The organism is Serratia nematodiphila DZ0503SBS1, assembly GCF_000738675.1.
GTDB lineage: Bacteria > Pseudomonadota > Gammaproteobacteria > Enterobacterales > Enterobacteriaceae > Serratia > Serratia nematodiphila.
On the sequence record NZ_JPUX01000001.1, the window covers coordinates 3,059,850 to 3,076,330 of the forward strand.

The window sequence follows — 16,481 nt, forward strand, 5'->3', positions numbered from 1 at the left end:
ATCAAAAAAGATAAACAACATACAGGGGTGTTTATGATGTTTGCGAAAGTTCGTCGTCAATGGTTGTTGGGCGTGGTGGGTATTGCGTTGGCCGCCGGTGTGACGACGCAAACCTACGCCGCCGATAACCTGCTGCAGCAGGTGAAACAGCGCGGCACGCTGATCGTCGGGCTGGAAGGTACTTATCCGCCATTCAGTTTCCAGGGGGAAGACGGCAAATTGACCGGTTTCGAAGTGGATTTCGCCAACGCGCTGGCGCAACATCTGGGCGTGAAAGCCAAGCTGAACCCGACCAAATGGGACGGTATGCTGGCTTCGCTGGATTCGAAGCGCATCGACGTGGTCATCAATCAGGTGACGCTCTCCGATGAGCGCAAGAAGAAATATGATTTCTCCACCCCTTACACCGTTTCCGGTATTCAGGCGCTGGTGAAAAAAGGCAACGAAGGCACCATTACCAAGCCGGATGACCTGAAGGGCAAAAAGGTCGGCGTTGGCCTGGGCACCAACTATGAGCAATGGCTGCGCGAGAATGTGCAGGGCGTGGACGTGCGCACCTACGACGACGACCCGACCAAGTATCAGGATCTGCGCGTCGGCCGCATCAACGCCATTCTGGTGGATCGCCTGGCGGCGCTGGATCTGGTGAAGAAAACCGGCGATACGCTGGCGGTGGCCGGGCCAGCCTTCTCCCGCCAGGAGTCCGGCGTGGCGCTGCGCAAGAATAACCCAGAGCTGCTGGCCGCGATTGACCAGGCGATCGCCGAGATGCAAAAAGACGGCACGCTGGCGAAGATCTCCGAAAAATGGTTTGGCGCGGACGTAACTAAATAATGCACGAAAGTATTCAACTGGCGCTGGATTCAGCGCCATTTTTATTGAAGGGCGCCATACTAACGCTGCAGCTTAGCCTGGGCGGTATGGCGTTCGGCCTGTTGCTGGGGTTTCTGCTGGCGCTGATGCGCCTTTCGCCGCTTTGGCCGCTGTCATGGCTGTCGCGCATTTACGTATCGCTGTTCCGCGGTACGCCGCTGATCGCCCAGCTGTTTATGATCTATTACGGTTTGCCGCAGTTCGGCATCGAATTCGATCCTTTCCCGGCGGCGCTGATTGGCCTGTCGCTCAATACCGCCGCCTACACCTCAGAAACGCTGCGCGCGGCGATTTCGTCGATCGACAAAGGGCAGTGGGAAGCCGCCGCCAGTATCGGCATGACCCGTTGGCAAACCCTGCGCCGGGTGATCCTGCCGCAGGCGGCGCGCACCGCCTTGCCGCCGCTGGGCAACAGTTTTATCGGCCTGGTGAAGGACACCTCGCTGGCCGCTACCATTCAGGTGCCGGAACTGTTCCGCCAGGCGCAGCTCATCACCTCGCGCACGCTGGAAGTGTTCACCATGTACCTGGCGGCATCGCTGATTTACTGGGTGATGGCGACCCTGCTTTCCGCACTGCAAAACCGTCTGGAAGCCCACGTTAATCGCCAGGATCAGGAGTAACGCATGAGTGCCATTGAAGTTAAGCAATTGACCAAGCAGTTCAAAGGTCAGACGGTGCTGCATGGGATCGATCTGGCGGTGGACGCCGGTGAAGTGGTGGCGATCATCGGCCCGAGCGGCTCAGGGAAAACCACCTTGTTGCGCTGCATCAACCTGCTGGAGGAGCCGGATTCCGGCACTATTCGCGTCGGCGATATCCTGATCGATGGCAGCAAACCGTTGAGTAAACAGAAAAATCAGGTCCGCGCGCTGCGCCAGCAGGTCGGTTTCGTGTTCCAGAACTTCAACCTGTTTCCGCATCGTTCGGTGCTCGAAAACATCATTGAAGGGCCGGTTATCGTTAAAGGCGAGGCGAAATCCAGCGCCGAACAGCGCGCTCGCGCGTTGCTGGCGAAGGTGGGGCTGAGCGGCAAAGAGGCGGCTTATCCGCGTCGGCTGTCCGGCGGGCAGCAGCAGCGGGTGGCGATCGCGCGCGCGCTGGCGATGCAGCCGGAGGTGATTTTGTTCGATGAGCCGACGTCGGCGCTCGATCCCGAGCTGGTGGGAGAAGTGCTCAATACCATGCGTTCACTGGCGGAAGAGAAACGCACCATGGTGATCGTCACCCATGAAATGAGCTTCGCCCGCGACGTGGCCGATCGGGTTATCTTTATGGATCACGGCCGCATCGTCGAACAGGGCCCGGCCAAAGCGCTGTTCGCCAATCCGCAGCATCAGCGCACCCAGCAATTCCTCGACAAGTTCCGGAATCAATAAGGCGTCGGGGGTGTTTCCCCCGACTGCATTCACTCTGCTTTCAACAATTCATTGCGCGCGGCGGCGGCGAGAAATCCGCTGCGGCTGCCGTATCCCGGATGTTGCCGAACCAGAGAGTCAATGCGACTTAACAGGCGATGGGGCAACGTGATGTTAATCCGTTCGGCTCGGCCGTCAAATTTATCCATATTGATAGCGACCAATAGCCATTGTCCTCCCTCGAAGGATCCCGCATCTTTGGCAAGATGGGCTGCGACGGCATGCGGGCGCGGTAGCGGTTGATTGTCTTCGCTCAACAACTCAAAGTGCGCATCCAGTGCGCTTTGGGCATCGGCAAAAGCGTCGTCCAGGCTGGTGCCGGCGAAGTAGCAGCCAGGGACGTCGGGAAAGAAACCGCTGGCGCTGCCGTTTGATTCTGTATGGATATAAGCGGGATAAAACATGGTCTCTCCTGTTAACGCGTGGCGATGTGAAGCGCACTTAACCCCGCGTCTTTAAGTATCTGCCGCAGTGTGCCCAGCTTGAGAGCTTTCTTTGGATGCGGCACGGTGATGATCAGCGCAAAATCGGGATGTTTGAATTGATGGTGGCTGCCTTTTACCCGCCGCAATACCCAACCGTGGCTTTCCAGCAGCGCAATCAGTTCTGAACTCTTCACGATGTTATTGTCCTTAATCTACACACCATACACACTCTCAGGCAAGAAGATTAATACGCTAACGGCTGACCGGGCTGCGGACAATAAAAAACCCTGCACAAGTGCAGGGTTTGCGTAGCGGTTAGCAAATCAGGCGGCAATGTATTGCCGCCTTGAGGATGCGTTAACCGATGGTCATCAGGCTGGCGTTACCGCCGGCGGCGGCGGTGTTGACGCTCAGCGAACGTTCGATCAGCAGGCGTTCCAACAGGATGTTGGTTTCACCGTGAGCGAAGCCCTGCACCGAGACGATGGCGCCGCCGCGCTGCGCGATCTGCTCGCACAGGGTGCGCAGCTGGTCGGCATCGCCGTGGTAGATGGCGGCGTCGAACTCGACCTTGTCCTGCTGCCAGTCTTTGCTGAAGGCGATGCGCGCCTGCACATCGTTCGGCAAGCGGCGGAACAGATTGCGCTGCAGTTCCGCTTCCGGCCACAGCGCACAGCTGCCAACCGCCAGCACGGCGGCCAGCTGGATCAGCGCGTCGGCTTCGTTATCCGCCAGGCACAGCACGCGTTCACGCGGCAGCAGGGCATAGGTATTGCGTTCGCCGGTCGGGCCCGGCAGCGGACGTACGGTGCCGCCCTGGCCCAGTTCCGCATAGCGCTGCGCCAATGCCGCCAGTTCGCCGTGCTGGCTGGTGACCGCCCATTTCTCCAGCGATTGCAGCGCACCCAACAGCTGCGGCCGCGCGGTGGCTTCCATTGGGCGCTCTTCGTCCTGGCGGTGCAGCGTACGTTGCAGCGCGTCGTCCGGACGGTTGGCCAGCAGACGGTACAGGTACAGCGGGCCGCCGGCTTTCGGGCCGGTGCCCGACAGGCCTTCGCCGCCGAACGGCTGCACGCCAACCACTGCGCCGACCATGTTGCGGTTGACGTACAGGTTGCCGACCTTGGCGCGTTCGGTCACCCGAGCGATGGTTTCATCAATGCGGGTGTGGATGCCCAGCGTCAGGCCATAACCGGCGGCGTTGATCTGATCGACCAGCGCGTCCAGATTGTTGCGCTGGAAGCGCACCACGTGCAGCACCGGGCCGAAGATCTCTTTTTGCAGCTCGTCAAAGCTGTCGAGTTCGATCAACGTCGGCTTGATGAAGGTGCCGCGCGCCCACTCTTTCTCATCCTGCGCGCTGCCTTTGGCGGCCTGGTACACCTTGCGGCCTTTGGCGCGCATCGCCTGGATGTGGCGCTCGATGCCGGTTTTGGCTTCGGCGTCGATCACCGGGCCCACGTCGGTAGACAGGCGCTCCGGGTTGCCCATGCGGCATTCGGCCATCGCGCCGCGCAGCATTTGCAGCGTGTGCTCGGCCACGTCTTCCTGAATGCACAGGATACGCAGCGCGGAGCAGCGCTGGCCGGCGCTGTCGAAGGCGGAGGCCACTACGTCGGTCACCACCTGCTCGGTCAGAGCGGAAGAGTCGACGATCATGGCGTTCAGGCCGCCGGTTTCGGCGATCAGCGGCGTCGGCCGACCTTGCGGATCGAGACGACCGGCGATGCTGCGCTGCAGAATGCCGGCGACGTCAGTGGAGCCGGTGAACATCACGCCGCGGACGCGGGCGTCGTTGACCAGCGTCGAACCGACGGTTTCACCCTGGCCTGGCAGCAGCTGTAGCACGCCTTGCGGAATGCCGGCTTCCAGCAGGATACGCACCGCCTGCGCGGCTACCAGCGGCGTTTGCTCGGCCGGTTTGGCCAGCACGCTGTTGCCCGCCGCCAGCGCGGCGGCGATTTGGCCGGTGAAGATCGCCAGCGGGAAGTTCCACGGGCTGATGCAGACCACCGGGCCCAGCGGGCGGTGGCTGTCGTTGGCGAAGTCGTCGCGCACCTGGCCGGCGTAGTAGTGCAGGAAGTCGACCGCTTCACGCACTTCGGCGATGGCGTTGTTGAAGGTTTTACCCGCTTCACGCACCAGAATGCCCAGCAGGCTTTGCAGCTGGCTTTCCATCAGTTCGGCGGCGCGTTCGAGGATCGCGGCGCGTTCCGTCGGCGGCGTAGCGAACCAAATTGGGCCGGCGGCCGCGGCGGCGTCGAGCGCGCGGCTGACTTCGCCTTCGGTGGCTTCACGCACGTAGCCGACCACATCGCCCGGCTCGGCCGGGTTGATCACCGGCTGCTCCACGCCCTGATCCAATTCGGCGTCGATGATAGGTTCCGCGCGCCACGGATGGCTGGCGCTGGTGAGCAGGGCGCTGGAGAGCGAGGCCAGACGCTGTTCGTTGGACAGATCCAGACCGCTGGAGTTAACGCGTTTCTCGCCATACAGCTCGCGCGGCAGCGGGATGCGCGGATGCGGCAGGCCAATCTGGCCTTCGCTGGCCGCCAGCGCTTCCACGGCGCTGACCGGATCGGCCACCAGCTCGTCGAGCGGCAGGGTGGCGTCGGCGATACGGTTGACGAACGAGGTGTTGGCGCCGTTTTCCAGCAGGCGGCGCACCAGGTAAGCCAGCAGGGTTTCATGGGTGCCGACCGGCGCGTAGATGCGGCAAGGGCGGTTCAGTTTGCCGTCGGCCACTTTACCCACCACCTGCTCGTACAGCGGCTCACCCATGCCGTGCAGGCACTGGAATTCATACTGGCCAGGGTAGTAGTTGTTGCCGGCCAGGTGATAGATGGCGCTCAAGGTATGGGCGTTGTGGGTCGCGAACTGCGGATAGATCAGGTTCGGCACCGACAGCAGCTTGCGGGCGCAGGCCAGGTAGGAAACGTCGGTGTACACCTTGCGGGTGTAGACTGGGTAGCCTTCCAGGCCGTCCATCTGGGCGCGTTTGATTTCGCTGTCCCAGTAGGCGCCTTTCACCAGACGGATCATCAGGCGGCGGCGGCTGCGTTGCGCCATGTCGATCACCGCGTCGATGGCGAACGGACAGCGTTTCTGATAGGCCTGGATCACGAAGCCGATGCCGTTCCAGCCGGCCAACTGCGGCTCGAAGCACAGCTTCTCCAGCAGATCGAGCGAGATTTCCAGGCGGTCGGCCTCTTCGGCGTCGATATTGATGCCGATATCATACTGGCGCGCCTGCAGGGTCAGTGACAGCAGGCGTGGATAAAGCTCTTCCATCACGCGTTCGTACTGCGCGCGGCTGTAGCGCGGGTGCAGGGCGGACAGCTTGATAGAGATGCCGGGGCCTTCATAGATGCCGCGGCCGTTGGAGGCTTTGCCGATGGCGTGGATCGCCTGCTGATAGGAAACCAGGTAGGCCTGGGCGTCGGCTTCAGTCAGGGCGGCTTCGCCCAGCATATCGTAGGAATAGCGGAAGCCTTTTTCTTCCAGCTTGCGCGCGTTGGCCAGCGCTTCGGCGATGGTTTCGCCGGTCACGAACTGTTCGCCCATCAGGCGCATCGCCATGTCCACGCCTTTGCGGATCAGCGGTTCGCCGCTCTTGCTGATAATGCGGTTCAGCGATCGGGACAGATTGGCTTCGTTATGCGTGGACACCAGCTTGCCGGTAAACAGCAGGCCCCAGGTCGCGGCGTTGACGAACAGCGACGGGCTGCGCCCCAGGTGCGAATGCCAGTTGCCGTTGCTGATCTTGTCGCGGATCAGGGCGTCGCGGGTCGGTTTGTCCGGAATGCGCAGCAGCGCTTCCGCCAGGCACATCAGCGCCACACCTTCCTGCGAGGAGAGGGAGAACTCTTGCAGCAGGCCTTGCACCATGCCGGCGCGGCCGTTTGCACTTTTTTGGTTACGCAGCTTCTCGGCGATGCCGTAGGCCATTTTGTGAGTGGCCTGCGCAAGATCGGCGGGTAATCGCGCCTGTTCGAGCAACATCGGCACCGCTTCGGTCTCCGGGCGGCGATAGGCGGCGGTGATGGCGGCGCGGGTCACCGACTGCGGCAGAATTTGTTCGGCGAAATCGAGGAATGGCTGGTGTGACTCTTCCTGCGCTTGCGGCATAATGTCGTCCGCTTCAGGCTGGCCCGCTGCGGCCAGCGCTGGAATTTCAGGGATATCGGTACCGCTCTCGAGACGCTCGAGGTAATTAAAGATGGCCTGCTTGATGAGCCAGTGCGGCGTGCGATCGATGCGCTGCGCGGCGCTCTTGATCCGGTCGCGTGTTGCCTCGTCGAGTTTCACGCCCATTGTGGTAGTGCCCATGCCTGTCCAACTCCTGTGTTTAGAACCTATCCCATCAGGCTAGACAAACAGCAGGCCGGAAAGCCTGTTGGGATAGGTTCGTGAGATGTGTGGGTTAAGAATGCAGACAATATCCTGCATGTTGCAACTTTGTGCAACCTTGTTAAATCAGGCTGATGAGCGAAGTGTGAGTTTCATCGATTTTTTAACACGGGCAGTTGGCATGAATGTTGCGTTATTGAGCGAATGCGGCGGGGTTTATTACGTCGCAGGCGCTTTACCCTGCGCTATATAAGGGTAACCGCAAGGTGCAACTCATTTTACTTGTCGTGAGTGCAACCTTTGAGCCCGGTAAATGTGACGTAGGGTAAACTTTGTGTAACTTTGTTGTTAAATATCTTGTTGGTTGATGAAAGGCTCATCTAGGATAACCGACGGTCAACAATTACGGGCAGAAACTATTTTACCTGCACTCGCTCGCAGGCTGCGCCACGTTCCGGCGCGGCGGCCAGTGAAATGCATTGCGCGTGGGTTTACCGGCGCCGGCTTGGCCGGAGCGAAACGCGAATAATAATGAAAGTGGAGAATTAAATGACAATGAGCACACCTATGCTGGTGACCTTCCTGGTGTACATTTTCGGGATGGTGCTGATCGGCCTGCTTGCCTACCGGGCAACCAATAACTTTGATGACTATATTCTCGGCGGCCGCAGTCTGGGCAGCGTGGTGACCGCGCTGTCCGCCGGCGCTTCCGACATGAGCGGCTGGTTGCTGATGGGCCTGCCGGGCGCCATCTTCCTCTCCGGCATCTCTGAAAGCTGGATCGCCATCGGCCTGACCATCGGCGCTTACCTGAACTGGAAGCTGGTGGCAGGAAGGCTGCGCGTGCATACCGAAGCCAACAATAACGCCCTGACGCTGCCGGACTATTTCACCAGCCGTTTTGAAGACAACAGCAAGCTGCTGCGGGTGATCTCGGCCATCGTCATTCTGGTGTTCTTCACCATTTACTGCGCCTCCGGCATCGTGGCCGGCGCGCGCCTGTTCGAAAGCACCTTCGGCATGAGCTACGAAACCGCCCTGTGGGCCGGCGCTGCGGCGACCATCCTGTATACCTTTATCGGCGGTTTCCTGGCGGTGAGCTGGACCGACACCGTACAGGCCAGCCTGATGATTTTCGCGCTGATCCTGACGCCGGTGATCGTGATCTTCGCCGTCGGCGGCATCGATACCTCGATGCTGGTGATCCAGGCGAAGAATCCGGCCAACCTCGACATGCTGAAGGGGCTGAACTTCGTCGCCATCCTGTCGCTGCTGGGTTGGGGCCTGGGCTATTTTGGCCAGCCGCACATCCTGGCGCGTTTCATGGCGGCGGATTCTCACCGCACCATCCGCAGTGCGCGCCGCATCAGCATGACCTGGATGATCCTGTGCCTGGCCGGGACCATCGCCGTCGGTTTCTTCGGTATCGCTTACTTCGCTAATAACCCGGATCAGGCCGGTAACGTGTCGCAGAACGGCGAACGCGTGTTCATCGAACTGGCGATGTTGCTGTTCAACCCATGGGTGGCGGGCGTGCTGCTGTCGGCGATTCTGGCGGCGGTCATGAGCACCCTGAGCTGCCAACTGCTGGTATGCTCCAGCGCGATCACCGAAGACCTGTACAAGGCGTTCCTGCGCAAGGGCGCCAGCCAGCGTGAGCTGGTGTGGGTCGGCCGCGTGATGGTGCTGGTAGTGGCGTTGATCGCCATCGCCTTGGCGGCCAACCCGGAGAACCGCGTGCTGGGCCTGGTGAGTTATGCCTGGGCCGGTTTCGGTGCCGCCTTCGGCCCGGTTGTGCTGATTTCGGTAATGTGGTCGCGCATGACCCGCAACGGCGCGCTGGCCGGCATGCTGGTCGGTGCGGTGACGGTGATCGTTTGGAAACAGTACGAATGGCTGGGCCTGTACGAAATCATCCCTGGCTTCATCCTGGGTTGCCTGGCCATCGTGGTGGTGAGCCTGATGGGCCGCCAGCCATCCTCAACCATGACCGAACGTTTCGATCAGGCGGAAGCCGAATACAAAACGGTATAACGCCGTTTGATGTCAGTCGGCAAGGGGCGCGCAGAGCGCCCCTTCTTTTTGCCTGTTTGCCCGTCATTCGGCTGTAACACCTGGCGACATTTGATTAGAAAAAATCACGCTTGTGCCTCTTGTATTTCTTTTTGCCAGAATGATAATCACTCTCGTTGTATTTTACGTTTCTTTACATACTCGCCGCGGCTCATTTCGAGCCGGTTTTCTCTGCCGCCGCGGTCTTTTCAGGGGTGATTAGTTATGTTCGTTCCCTTTCTTATCATGTTCCGTGAGGGGCTGGAGGCCGCGCTGATCGTCAGCCTGATCGCCAGCTACCTGAAGCGCACGCAGCGCAGCCAATGGCTGGGCGCGGTGTGGATCGGCGTGATTGTCGCCGCGGCGCTGTGTCTGGCGCTCGGCATCTTCATCAATGAGACCACCGGCGAGTTCCCGCAGAAACAGCAAGAGCTGTTCGAAGGCATCGTGGCGGCGGTGGCGGTGCTGATCCTCACCTATATGGTGTTCTGGATGCGTAAGGTGTCCAAATCGGTCAAGGTGCATCTGGAAGGGGCTATCGATCAGGCGCTCAGCGCCGGTAAAGGGCAGGGGTGGGCGCTGGTGGCGATGGTGTTCTTCGCCGTGGCGCGCGAAGGGCTGGAGTCGGTGTTCTTCCTGCTGGCGGCGTTCCAGCAAGACGTGGGCGCCGCGGCGCCGATCGGCGCGGTGCTCGGCCTGGTGGCCGCCATCGTGCTGGGCATGATGATTTACTGGGGCGGGGTGAAGCTGCACCTGGCCAAATTCTTCAAATGGACCAGCCTGTTCATTCTGTTCGTCGCCGCCGGCCTGGCCGCCGGGGCGATCCGCGCCTTCCACGAAGCCGGTCTGTGGAACCACTTCCAGGACATCGCCTTCGATTTCAGCAACACCCTGTCGACCCATTCGCTGTTCGGCACCCTGCTGGAGGGCATTCTCGGTTACCAGGAAGCGCCGACGGTCAGCGAAGTGGCGGTCTACTTCCTGTATCTGATCCCGGCGCTGATTTTCTTTTTCCTGCCGCAGCGCGCGGAGCCGGCAGCGGCCCCGGCGCAACGTAAAATCAATCATTAATGTTTAATAGGGAATCTCGTATGTCTACTCCGTTATTTCGCCGCAAGGCGTTGCACGCAGCATTACTGGCTATCCCGGCGTTTGCGCTGAGCATCGACGCCTTGGCGGCGGACGTGCCGCAGGTCAAGGTTACGGTTAACGACAAGCAGTGCGAACCGATGCAACTGACGGTCCCGGCCGGCAAGACGCAGTTTGTGGTGCACAACACCAGCCAGAAAAACGTCGAATGGGAAATCCTGAAAGGGGTGATGGTGGTGGAAGAGCGCGAGAACATCGCCCCGGGCTTTACCCAGAAAATGACCGCCACGCTGGAAGCGGGCGAATATGACATGACCTGCGGGCTGCTGAGCAATCCGAAAGGCAAACTGACTGTCACCGCAGCGGCCAACGGCGCCACCGACGGCAAGCCGAACGCGCTGGACCTGGTCGGCCCGATCGCCGAATACAAGGTTTACGTCACCAAAGAAGTCGATGGGTTGGTGAAACAGACCAAGCTGTTTACCGACGCGGTGAAGGCCGGCAACGTGGAGCAGGCGCGCAAGCTGTATGCGCCGACCCGCCAGCACTATGAGCGCATTGAGCCGATCGCCGAGCTGTTCTCCGATCTGGACGGCAGCATCGACGCCCGTGAAGACGACTACGAGAAGAAAGCGGCGGACCCGAACTTCACCGGCTTCCACCGTCTGGAGAAGGCGCTGTTTGCCGACAACTCCACCAAAGACATGGGCCAATATGCCGATCGTCTGTATCACGACACCGTTGAGCTGCAAAAACGCGTGAGTGAACTGACCTTCCCGCCGAGCAAGGTGGTGGGCGGCGCAGCCGGACTGATCGAAGAGGTGGCGGCCAGCAAGATCAGCGGTGAAGAAGACCGTTACAGCCGCACCGATTTGTGGGACTTCCAGGCCAACGTCGACGGCGCGCAAAAGATAGTCAATCTGCTGCGCCCGCTGCTGGTTAAGGCCAATAAGCCGCTGCTGGACAAAATCGACGCCAACTTCAAAACCGTGGACACCATTTTGGCGAAGTACCAAACCAAAGAGGGTTATGAGTCCTATGAGAAGCTGACCGATGCCGATCGCAATGCGTTGAAAGGGCCGATCACCACGCTGGCGGAAGATCTTTCCCAGCTGCGCGGCGTATTGGGTCTGGACTGAGGCATACGGTTATGAGCAACAAGGCAGGCCCGAATAACGGGCCGCATCCGCAATCGCAGGGGGCGGCATCGCCTTCGCGCCGCCGTTTGCTGCAAGGGCTGGGGCTGGGCGCGCTGGCGCTGGGCGGCAGCCGCCTGGCGCAGGCGGCGGGTAACGCGGCGGAGCCGTTGGCGACGCCGCAGGATGAGCGCTGGCAAAAACAGCCGTTTTATGGCCGCCATCAGGCCGGCGTGCTGACGCCGCAACAGGCGGCGATGATGCTGGTGGCGTTCGATGTGCTGGCGACCAGCAAAGCGGATCTGGAGCGCCTGTTCCGGCTGCTGACCGAGCGCATCGCCTTCCTGACTCACGGCGGCAAGGCGCCGGAGGTGGACGCCAAGCTGCCGCCGCTCGATTCCGGCATCATGGGGCCGGAGATTTACCCGGACAACCTGACCATCACCGTCTCGGTCGGCGCATCGCTGTTCGATGAACGCTTTGGTCTGCAGGCGCAAAAACCGCTGCGGTTGCAGAAAATGACCCGCTTCCCCAACGATGCGTTGGACGCCGCGCTTTGCCACGGCGACCTGCTGCTGCAGATCTGCGCCAACACCAACGAAACGGTGATTCACGCGCTGCGCGACATCATTAAGCATTCGCCGGATCTGCTCAGCGTGCGCTGGAAGCGGGAGGGGTTCATCTCCGCGCACGCGGCGCGCAGCAAAGGCAAAGAGACGCCGATCAACCTGTTGGGTTTCAAAGACGGCACTGCGAACCCGAAAACCGACGACAAACCGCTGATGGATAAGGTGGTGTGGGTCGGCGACAACGTCGGTGAGCCGGCGTGGACGGCGGGCGGCAGCTATCAGGCGGCGCGCATTATTCGTTTTCGCGTCGAGTTTTGGGATCGCACGCCGCTGCAGGAGCAGGAAACCATCTTCGGCCGCGAGAAGCACAGCGGGGCGCCGCTGGGCATGAAGCGTGAACATGACGAGCCGGACTACGCGAACGATCCCGACGGCAAGGTGATCCCGATGGATGCGCACATCCGGCTGGCTAATCCTCGCACGCCGGAAAGCCAAAGCAACCTGATGCTGCGGCGCGGCTACAGCTATTCCCTTGGCGTCTCCAATGCCGGCCAGCTGGAAATGGGGCTGCTGTTCGTCTGCTATCAGGCCGATCTGGAGAAAGGCTTCCTGACGGTGCAAAAAAGGCTGAACGGCGAAGCGCTGGAGGAATACATCAAGCCGATTGGCGGCGGGTATTTCTTCGTATTGCCGGGCGTGAAAGAGGGCGGCGATTATCTGGCCAGCGGCCTGCTCAAGGCCTGAAGGCGGAATGACGAGGCGGGATCTTCCGCCTCGTTTTACGTTTGTCTTACCCGCTGCAGGAGGGCAGTTAACGATGAAACGCAATTCAATGCTTTGCCAGCAGATAAAAAAACACCCATCTCTGCTGCTTTTGATTGCGCAAAATTTAATCGGGAAACCAAAGTGTCATTCGCAGATTTTAATTGTAATTCATTGATATTTATTGATTATAATTTTCTATGGAATGATGTCTTGGGCGTGATATAGTGTTTTTGCGTTAACTGAAAACAAAAGACATTAAATTTTTTTACATTTTAGTAACGCTGTGGGATTGAATGTCATTATACTGTAATCATCTGGCGGTAGTTTTCACACGGTGCACAGCTTGAAGCTGTAAATATCACTGCGGGGATCGCTAATGGTAAAGTCCTTGGTTGGGCTGGAAAGAAAAAATAACACATCTCCCCTGATTTCTCGTTGTAACGAGGGTTCTCTCTCCGACTCTCTTTTACCGGCAACTCCGCACCCTTATCGCTACCGAATCTCATCACTTTTTACTCCACGTTTATTGATGCAGTCCGCGTTGTCCCGTGAAGACACGGCGCTTAAGCGTTGCCGTCGATTCACCTTGTCCCTTGGCTCTTATTGGCTCGGAGGAGGCCAAAACCTAATACGTGTGTGAAACATAATCGCGCGGCCTGGCCGTTGCGGTAGGTGAAACAAACTGTAAGGTGCCACTATGGGTAGACAGAAAGCAGTGATCAAAGCACGTCGTGAAGCGAAACGCGTTATTCGTCGTGACGCTCGTAGTCATCGCCAGCTGGAAGAAGAGTCTGTGACCTCGCTGGTGCAAATGGGGGGAGTCGAGTCTATCGGCATGGCGCGAGACAAGCGCGATAGCTCACCCATCGAGGCTAGAACCGAAGCTCAGGGTCATTACTTATCAGCCATAGAGAATAAGCAGCTGATCTTCGCCACCGGCGAAGCCGGCTGTGGCAAAACATTTATCAGCGCCGCCAAGGCGGCGGAGGCGCTGATTCATAAAGAGGTGGATCGGATTATCGTTACCCGTCCTGTTTTGCAGGCGGATGAGGACCTCGGTTTCTTACCGGGGGATATCGCCGAGAAATTCGCGCCTTATTTCCGCCCGGTGTATGACATTCTGGTGCGCCGTTTAGGATCTTCCTTTATGCAGTACTGCCTGCGCCCGGAAATCGGCAAGGTAGAGATTGCGCCGTTCGCTTATATGCGCGGGCGCACCTTCGAAAATGCGGTCGTTATCCTGGATGAAGCCCAGAACGTGACCGCCAGCCAGATGAAAATGTTCCTGACCCGCCTGGGGGAAAACGTGACGGTTATCGTTAACGGCGACGTGACCCAGTGCGACTTGCCGCGCGGCGTGAAATCCGGTCTCAGCGATGCCCTGGAGCGCTTCGAAGAGGACGAGATGATCGGCGTTATCCGCTTTGAAAAACAGGACTGCGTACGCTCCGCTTTGTGCCAGCGCACGCTCAACGCTTACAGTTAACCTACCCGCTACTGAAAAGGCCGCTTCGGCGGCCTTTTTTATCTCCGCAATTTCCCCTTTCGTTTAACCTTTGTGTAAATTATTGTGGTTTTTTGTATAGATTTTCCTTGAGTTAGCGTCAATGATTAATGAGTTCCAGATTGGCGCGCAATTTGCCTGCGGCGCCAAAAGGACATTATCTGGGGTGTGCGCCGCGCGGCGCATAGCGTGTGGGTTCTTTGATACGATTCAAACATGAAATACATCATTCTGCTTTTGCTTATTTTATGCGTCGTCTATGTGCATTACCGCGGGCGGGTGCGCTACAACGTGTGGCGGCAGCTGTCTGACCATTCCACCTTTACCGCACCGTTGAACGTCTTCATGTATCTGTTTTCTCGTGTGCCGACTACGCCGTACCTGAAGCCGGAGCAGTTCCCAGAGCTGGCGGTACTGCGGGAGAACTGGGAAACCATCCGCGACGAAGGACAGAAGCTGATGGAGATCCAGCAGATCAAGGCGTCCGATCAATTCAACGACGCCGGTTTCAACTCGTTCTTCAAGACCGGTTGGAAACGCTTTTATCTGAAATGGTATGAGGACAGCCATCCCTCCGCCATGACCCTGTGCCCGCAGACCACGGAACTGCTGCGCAGCCTGCCTTCGGTCAAGGCGGCGATGTTCGCCGAACTGCCGGACGGCAGCCGTTTGCCGCGCCACCGCGACCCTTACGCCGGTTCGCTGCGTTATCACCTGGGGTTGATTACCCCCAACGATGACCGCTGCTTCATTGAGGTGGACGGTGAGCGCTACAGCTGGCGCGACGGTGAAGGGGTGATGTTCGATGAAACCTATCTGCACTACGCGGAAAACCAGAGCGGGGAGAATCGCCTGATCCTGTTCTGCGATATCGAACGGCCGATGCGCTACCGCTGGGCGCAGGCGGTGAATCACTGGCTGGGGCGCAACCTGATGAGCGCCGCCACCGCGCCGAACGAAGAGGGCGATCGCACCGGCGGCGTCAACAAGATGTTCAAATACATCTATGCGATACGCCGGGTGGGGAAACGGCTGAAGGCCTGGAACCGCACCGGCTATTACATCATCAAGTGGATTTTGTTCGGGGGGATCGCCGCGGCGATATTCTTCTCGGTATAACGCAGGCAGGGGCGCACAGAGTGCGCCCCTTTTTGATCAGGCGAAGATAGTCATCATGTAGGCGGCGAACAGCGCCAGGTGGGCGGTGCCGTTCAGCACGTTGGTGCGGCCGGTCGAGAACGACAGCTGGCACAGCAGCAACACCGTCAACATCACCACGATATGCGGTGTTTGCAGGCCGAAGATCAGCGTCTGCCCGGTCAGGGTAGCGATGATGGTCACCGCCGGCACCGTCAGGGAGATGGTCGCCAGCACCGAACCGAAGAACAGGTTCATGGCGCGTTGCACCTGATTGTTCAACACGGCGCGCAGCGCCCCCAGGCCTTCCGGCGAGAGGATAAGCAGCGCCACCAGGAAACCGGTGAACTGCGCCGGCGCGTTCATTTTGGTCAGCAAGCCTTCGAGCGGATTGGCATTGAACTTGGTGACGGCGATAACCGCGATCAGGTGCACGATGAGCCAGGCGGCGTGCCAGGCGCTGCTGTGCGAAGAGGGCTTGCCGTGATGCGGATCGCCATCGTCGTCTTCATGCTCGTACACGAACAGGCTCTGGTGGGTTTTGGTCTGGATCACCAGGAATACGCCATACATGGCGGCGGAAATCAGCGCCACCAACAGCGCTTGCCCGGTGCTGAAGTTGCCCCCTGGCAGCGCACTTGGGAACACCAGCACGATCACCGCCAGCGGGAAAATCGCCATCAGATACTGCTTTATGCCGCCGAGGTTGACGTACTGGGTGGCGAACTTGCGCCCGCCGAGCAGCAGCGCGAAGCCGACCAGGCCGGCGGAAACGATCATGATGATGGAGTACAGCGTGTCGCGCATCAGCGCCGGCGCGGCGTCGCCGGTGGCCATCAACGCCGAGATCAGGCTGACTTCGAGGATCACCACCGACAGGCTGAGGATCAGCGAGCCATAGGGCTCGCCCAACCGGTGGGCGAGCACGTCGGCGTGGCGCACCACGCTGAAGGCGCTGCTGAGGATCCCCACCAGCGCGAGAATATTGATGCCGACGATCAGCGGAAAGTTAGCGGTGCTGCCCCATAAATTCAACACCACCAGCGCGGCGATGGGGAAGATCAGTGAGTATTCGGTGTGGCGAGACTTGGTGGATCGGCCAGGATCGTGTTGCGACTTCATGAGGGTGGCACTCCTTCTCAAACAGCGTAGCCCGTCAGCGC

Annotated in this window: 13 protein-coding genes; 9 read left to right on the forward strand and 4 right to left on the reverse strand. The window is 59.5% G+C overall.

All coding sequences use genetic code 11. From position 1 onward, the window contains the following. Window positions 1-33 precede the first annotated feature (33 nt). The 3 genes from tcyJ to tcyN are packed head-to-tail and all read left to right on the forward strand — an operon-like array spanning window position 34 to window position 2,252. Window positions 34-834 (forward strand): cystine ABC transporter substrate-binding protein, encoded by an 801-nt coding sequence (tcyJ, locus tag JL05_RS14130; protein WP_015378234.1) that lies wholly within the window; start codon window positions 34-36, stop codon window positions 832-834. Next, window positions 834-1,496, forward strand: coding sequence for a cystine ABC transporter permease (gene tcyL, locus JL05_RS14135; RefSeq protein WP_015378233.1), 663 nt, complete (start codon window positions 834-836; stop codon window positions 1,494-1,496). Before tcyJ ends, tcyL begins: the two co-directional genes overlap by 1 nt. 3 nt (window positions 1,497-1,499) lie before the next feature. After that, entirely contained in the window at window positions 1,500-2,252 is a 753-nt protein-coding gene (tcyN, locus tag JL05_RS14140; RefSeq protein WP_033632770.1) for an L-cystine ABC transporter ATP-binding protein TcyN, read from the forward strand. A gap of 29 nt (window positions 2,253-2,281) precedes the next feature. On the opposite strand, the gene JL05_RS14145 is transcribed toward tcyN, so the two are convergent. From JL05_RS14145 to putA, 3 genes are all read right to left on the reverse strand, one after another. After that, window positions 2,282-2,695 carry a type II toxin-antitoxin system HicB family antitoxin gene (locus JL05_RS14145; protein WP_015378231.1) on the reverse strand — a complete coding sequence of 138 codons (414 nt, stop codon included), beginning with the start codon at window positions 2,693-2,695 and terminating at the stop codon, window positions 2,282-2,284. 11 nt (window positions 2,696-2,706) lie between these two features. Beyond that, complete coding sequence (locus tag JL05_RS24890; protein WP_072010101.1) at window positions 2,707-2,910, reverse strand: type II toxin-antitoxin system HicA family toxin; 204 nt, start codon at window positions 2,908-2,910, stop codon at window positions 2,707-2,709. Window positions 2,911-3,073: 163 nt separating this feature from the next. Further along, entirely contained in the window at window positions 3,074-7,045 is a 3,972-nt protein-coding gene (putA, locus tag JL05_RS14150) for a trifunctional transcriptional regulator/proline dehydrogenase/L-glutamate gamma-semialdehyde dehydrogenase (protein ID WP_033632771.1), read from the reverse strand. 570 nt (window positions 7,046-7,615) lie between these two features. Between putA and putP the strand changes: the two genes are divergently transcribed. The 6 genes from putP to lpxO all read left to right on the forward strand — a co-directional run bounded on the left by putP (window position 7,616) and on the right by lpxO (window position 15,300). Next, window positions 7,616-9,100 carry a sodium/proline symporter PutP gene (putP, locus tag JL05_RS14155; RefSeq protein ID WP_015378228.1) on the forward strand — a complete coding sequence of 495 codons (1,485 nt, stop codon included), beginning with the start codon at window positions 7,616-7,618 and terminating at the stop codon, window positions 9,098-9,100. A 243-nt stretch (window positions 9,101-9,343) separates the two neighbouring features. Further along, the gene (gene efeU, locus JL05_RS14160; protein WP_004934730.1) at window positions 9,344-10,189 is read left to right on the forward strand and encodes an iron uptake transporter permease EfeU; all 846 of its coding nucleotides are present in this window, start codon (window positions 9,344-9,346) and stop codon (window positions 10,187-10,189) included. Window positions 10,190-10,209: 20 nt separating this feature from the next. Beyond that, on the forward strand, window positions 10,210-11,346 hold the full coding sequence (gene efeO / locus JL05_RS14165; RefSeq protein ID WP_004934728.1) for an iron uptake system protein EfeO: 1,137 nt from the start codon (window positions 10,210-10,212) through the stop codon (window positions 11,344-11,346). A gap of 11 nt (window positions 11,347-11,357) precedes the next feature. Then, the gene (efeB, locus tag JL05_RS14170) at window positions 11,358-12,656 is read left to right on the forward strand and encodes an iron uptake transporter deferrochelatase/peroxidase subunit (protein WP_033632772.1); all 1,299 of its coding nucleotides are present in this window, start codon (window positions 11,358-11,360) and stop codon (window positions 12,654-12,656) included. A gap of 718 nt (window positions 12,657-13,374) precedes the next feature. Continuing rightward, a complete protein-coding gene (gene phoH / locus JL05_RS14175) occupies window positions 13,375-14,163 on the forward strand; it encodes a phosphate starvation-inducible protein PhoH (protein WP_004934726.1) in 789 nt (262 codons plus the stop codon). Window positions 14,164-14,397: 234 nt separating this feature from the next. After that, on the forward strand, window positions 14,398-15,300 hold the full coding sequence (gene lpxO / locus JL05_RS14180) for a lipid A hydroxylase LpxO (RefSeq protein WP_033632773.1): 903 nt from the start codon (window positions 14,398-14,400) through the stop codon (window positions 15,298-15,300). A 36-nt stretch (window positions 15,301-15,336) separates the two neighbouring features. On the opposite strand, the gene chaA is transcribed toward lpxO, so the two are convergent. Continuing rightward, complete coding sequence (gene chaA / locus JL05_RS14185) at window positions 15,337-16,440, reverse strand: sodium-potassium/proton antiporter ChaA (protein WP_004934723.1); 1,104 nt, start codon at window positions 16,438-16,440, stop codon at window positions 15,337-15,339. Window positions 16,441-16,481: the final 41 nt, after the last annotated feature.

Coding starts and splice junctions, on each gene's coding strand:
- putP (WP_015378228.1), top strand. CDS start 7,616: ATGACAATGAGCACACCTATGCTGGTGACCTTCCTGGTGTACATTTTC.
- efeU (WP_004934730.1), top strand. CDS start 9,344: ATGTTCGTTCCCTTTCTTATCATGTTCCGTGAGGGGCTGGAGGCCGCG.
- chaA (WP_004934723.1), bottom strand. CDS start 16,440: ATGAAGTCGCAACACGATCCTGGCCGATCCACCAAGTCTCGCCACACC.
- tcyL (WP_015378233.1), top strand. CDS start 834: ATGCACGAAAGTATTCAACTGGCGCTGGATTCAGCGCCATTTTTATTG.
- efeB (WP_033632772.1), top strand. CDS start 11,358: ATGAGCAACAAGGCAGGCCCGAATAACGGGCCGCATCCGCAATCGCAG.
- tcyN (WP_033632770.1), top strand. CDS start 1,500: ATGAGTGCCATTGAAGTTAAGCAATTGACCAAGCAGTTCAAAGGTCAG.
- efeO (WP_004934728.1), top strand. CDS start 10,210: ATGTCTACTCCGTTATTTCGCCGCAAGGCGTTGCACGCAGCATTACTG.
- tcyJ (WP_015378234.1), top strand. CDS start 34: ATGATGTTTGCGAAAGTTCGTCGTCAATGGTTGTTGGGCGTGGTGGGT.
- JL05_RS14145 (WP_015378231.1), bottom strand. CDS start 2,695: ATGTTTTATCCCGCTTATATCCATACAGAATCAAACGGCAGCGCCAGC.
- putA (WP_033632771.1), bottom strand. CDS start 7,045: ATGGGCACTACCACAATGGGCGTGAAACTCGACGAGGCAACACGCGAC.
- phoH (WP_004934726.1), top strand. CDS start 13,375: ATGGGTAGACAGAAAGCAGTGATCAAAGCACGTCGTGAAGCGAAACGC.
- lpxO (WP_033632773.1), top strand. CDS start 14,398: ATGAAATACATCATTCTGCTTTTGCTTATTTTATGCGTCGTCTATGTG.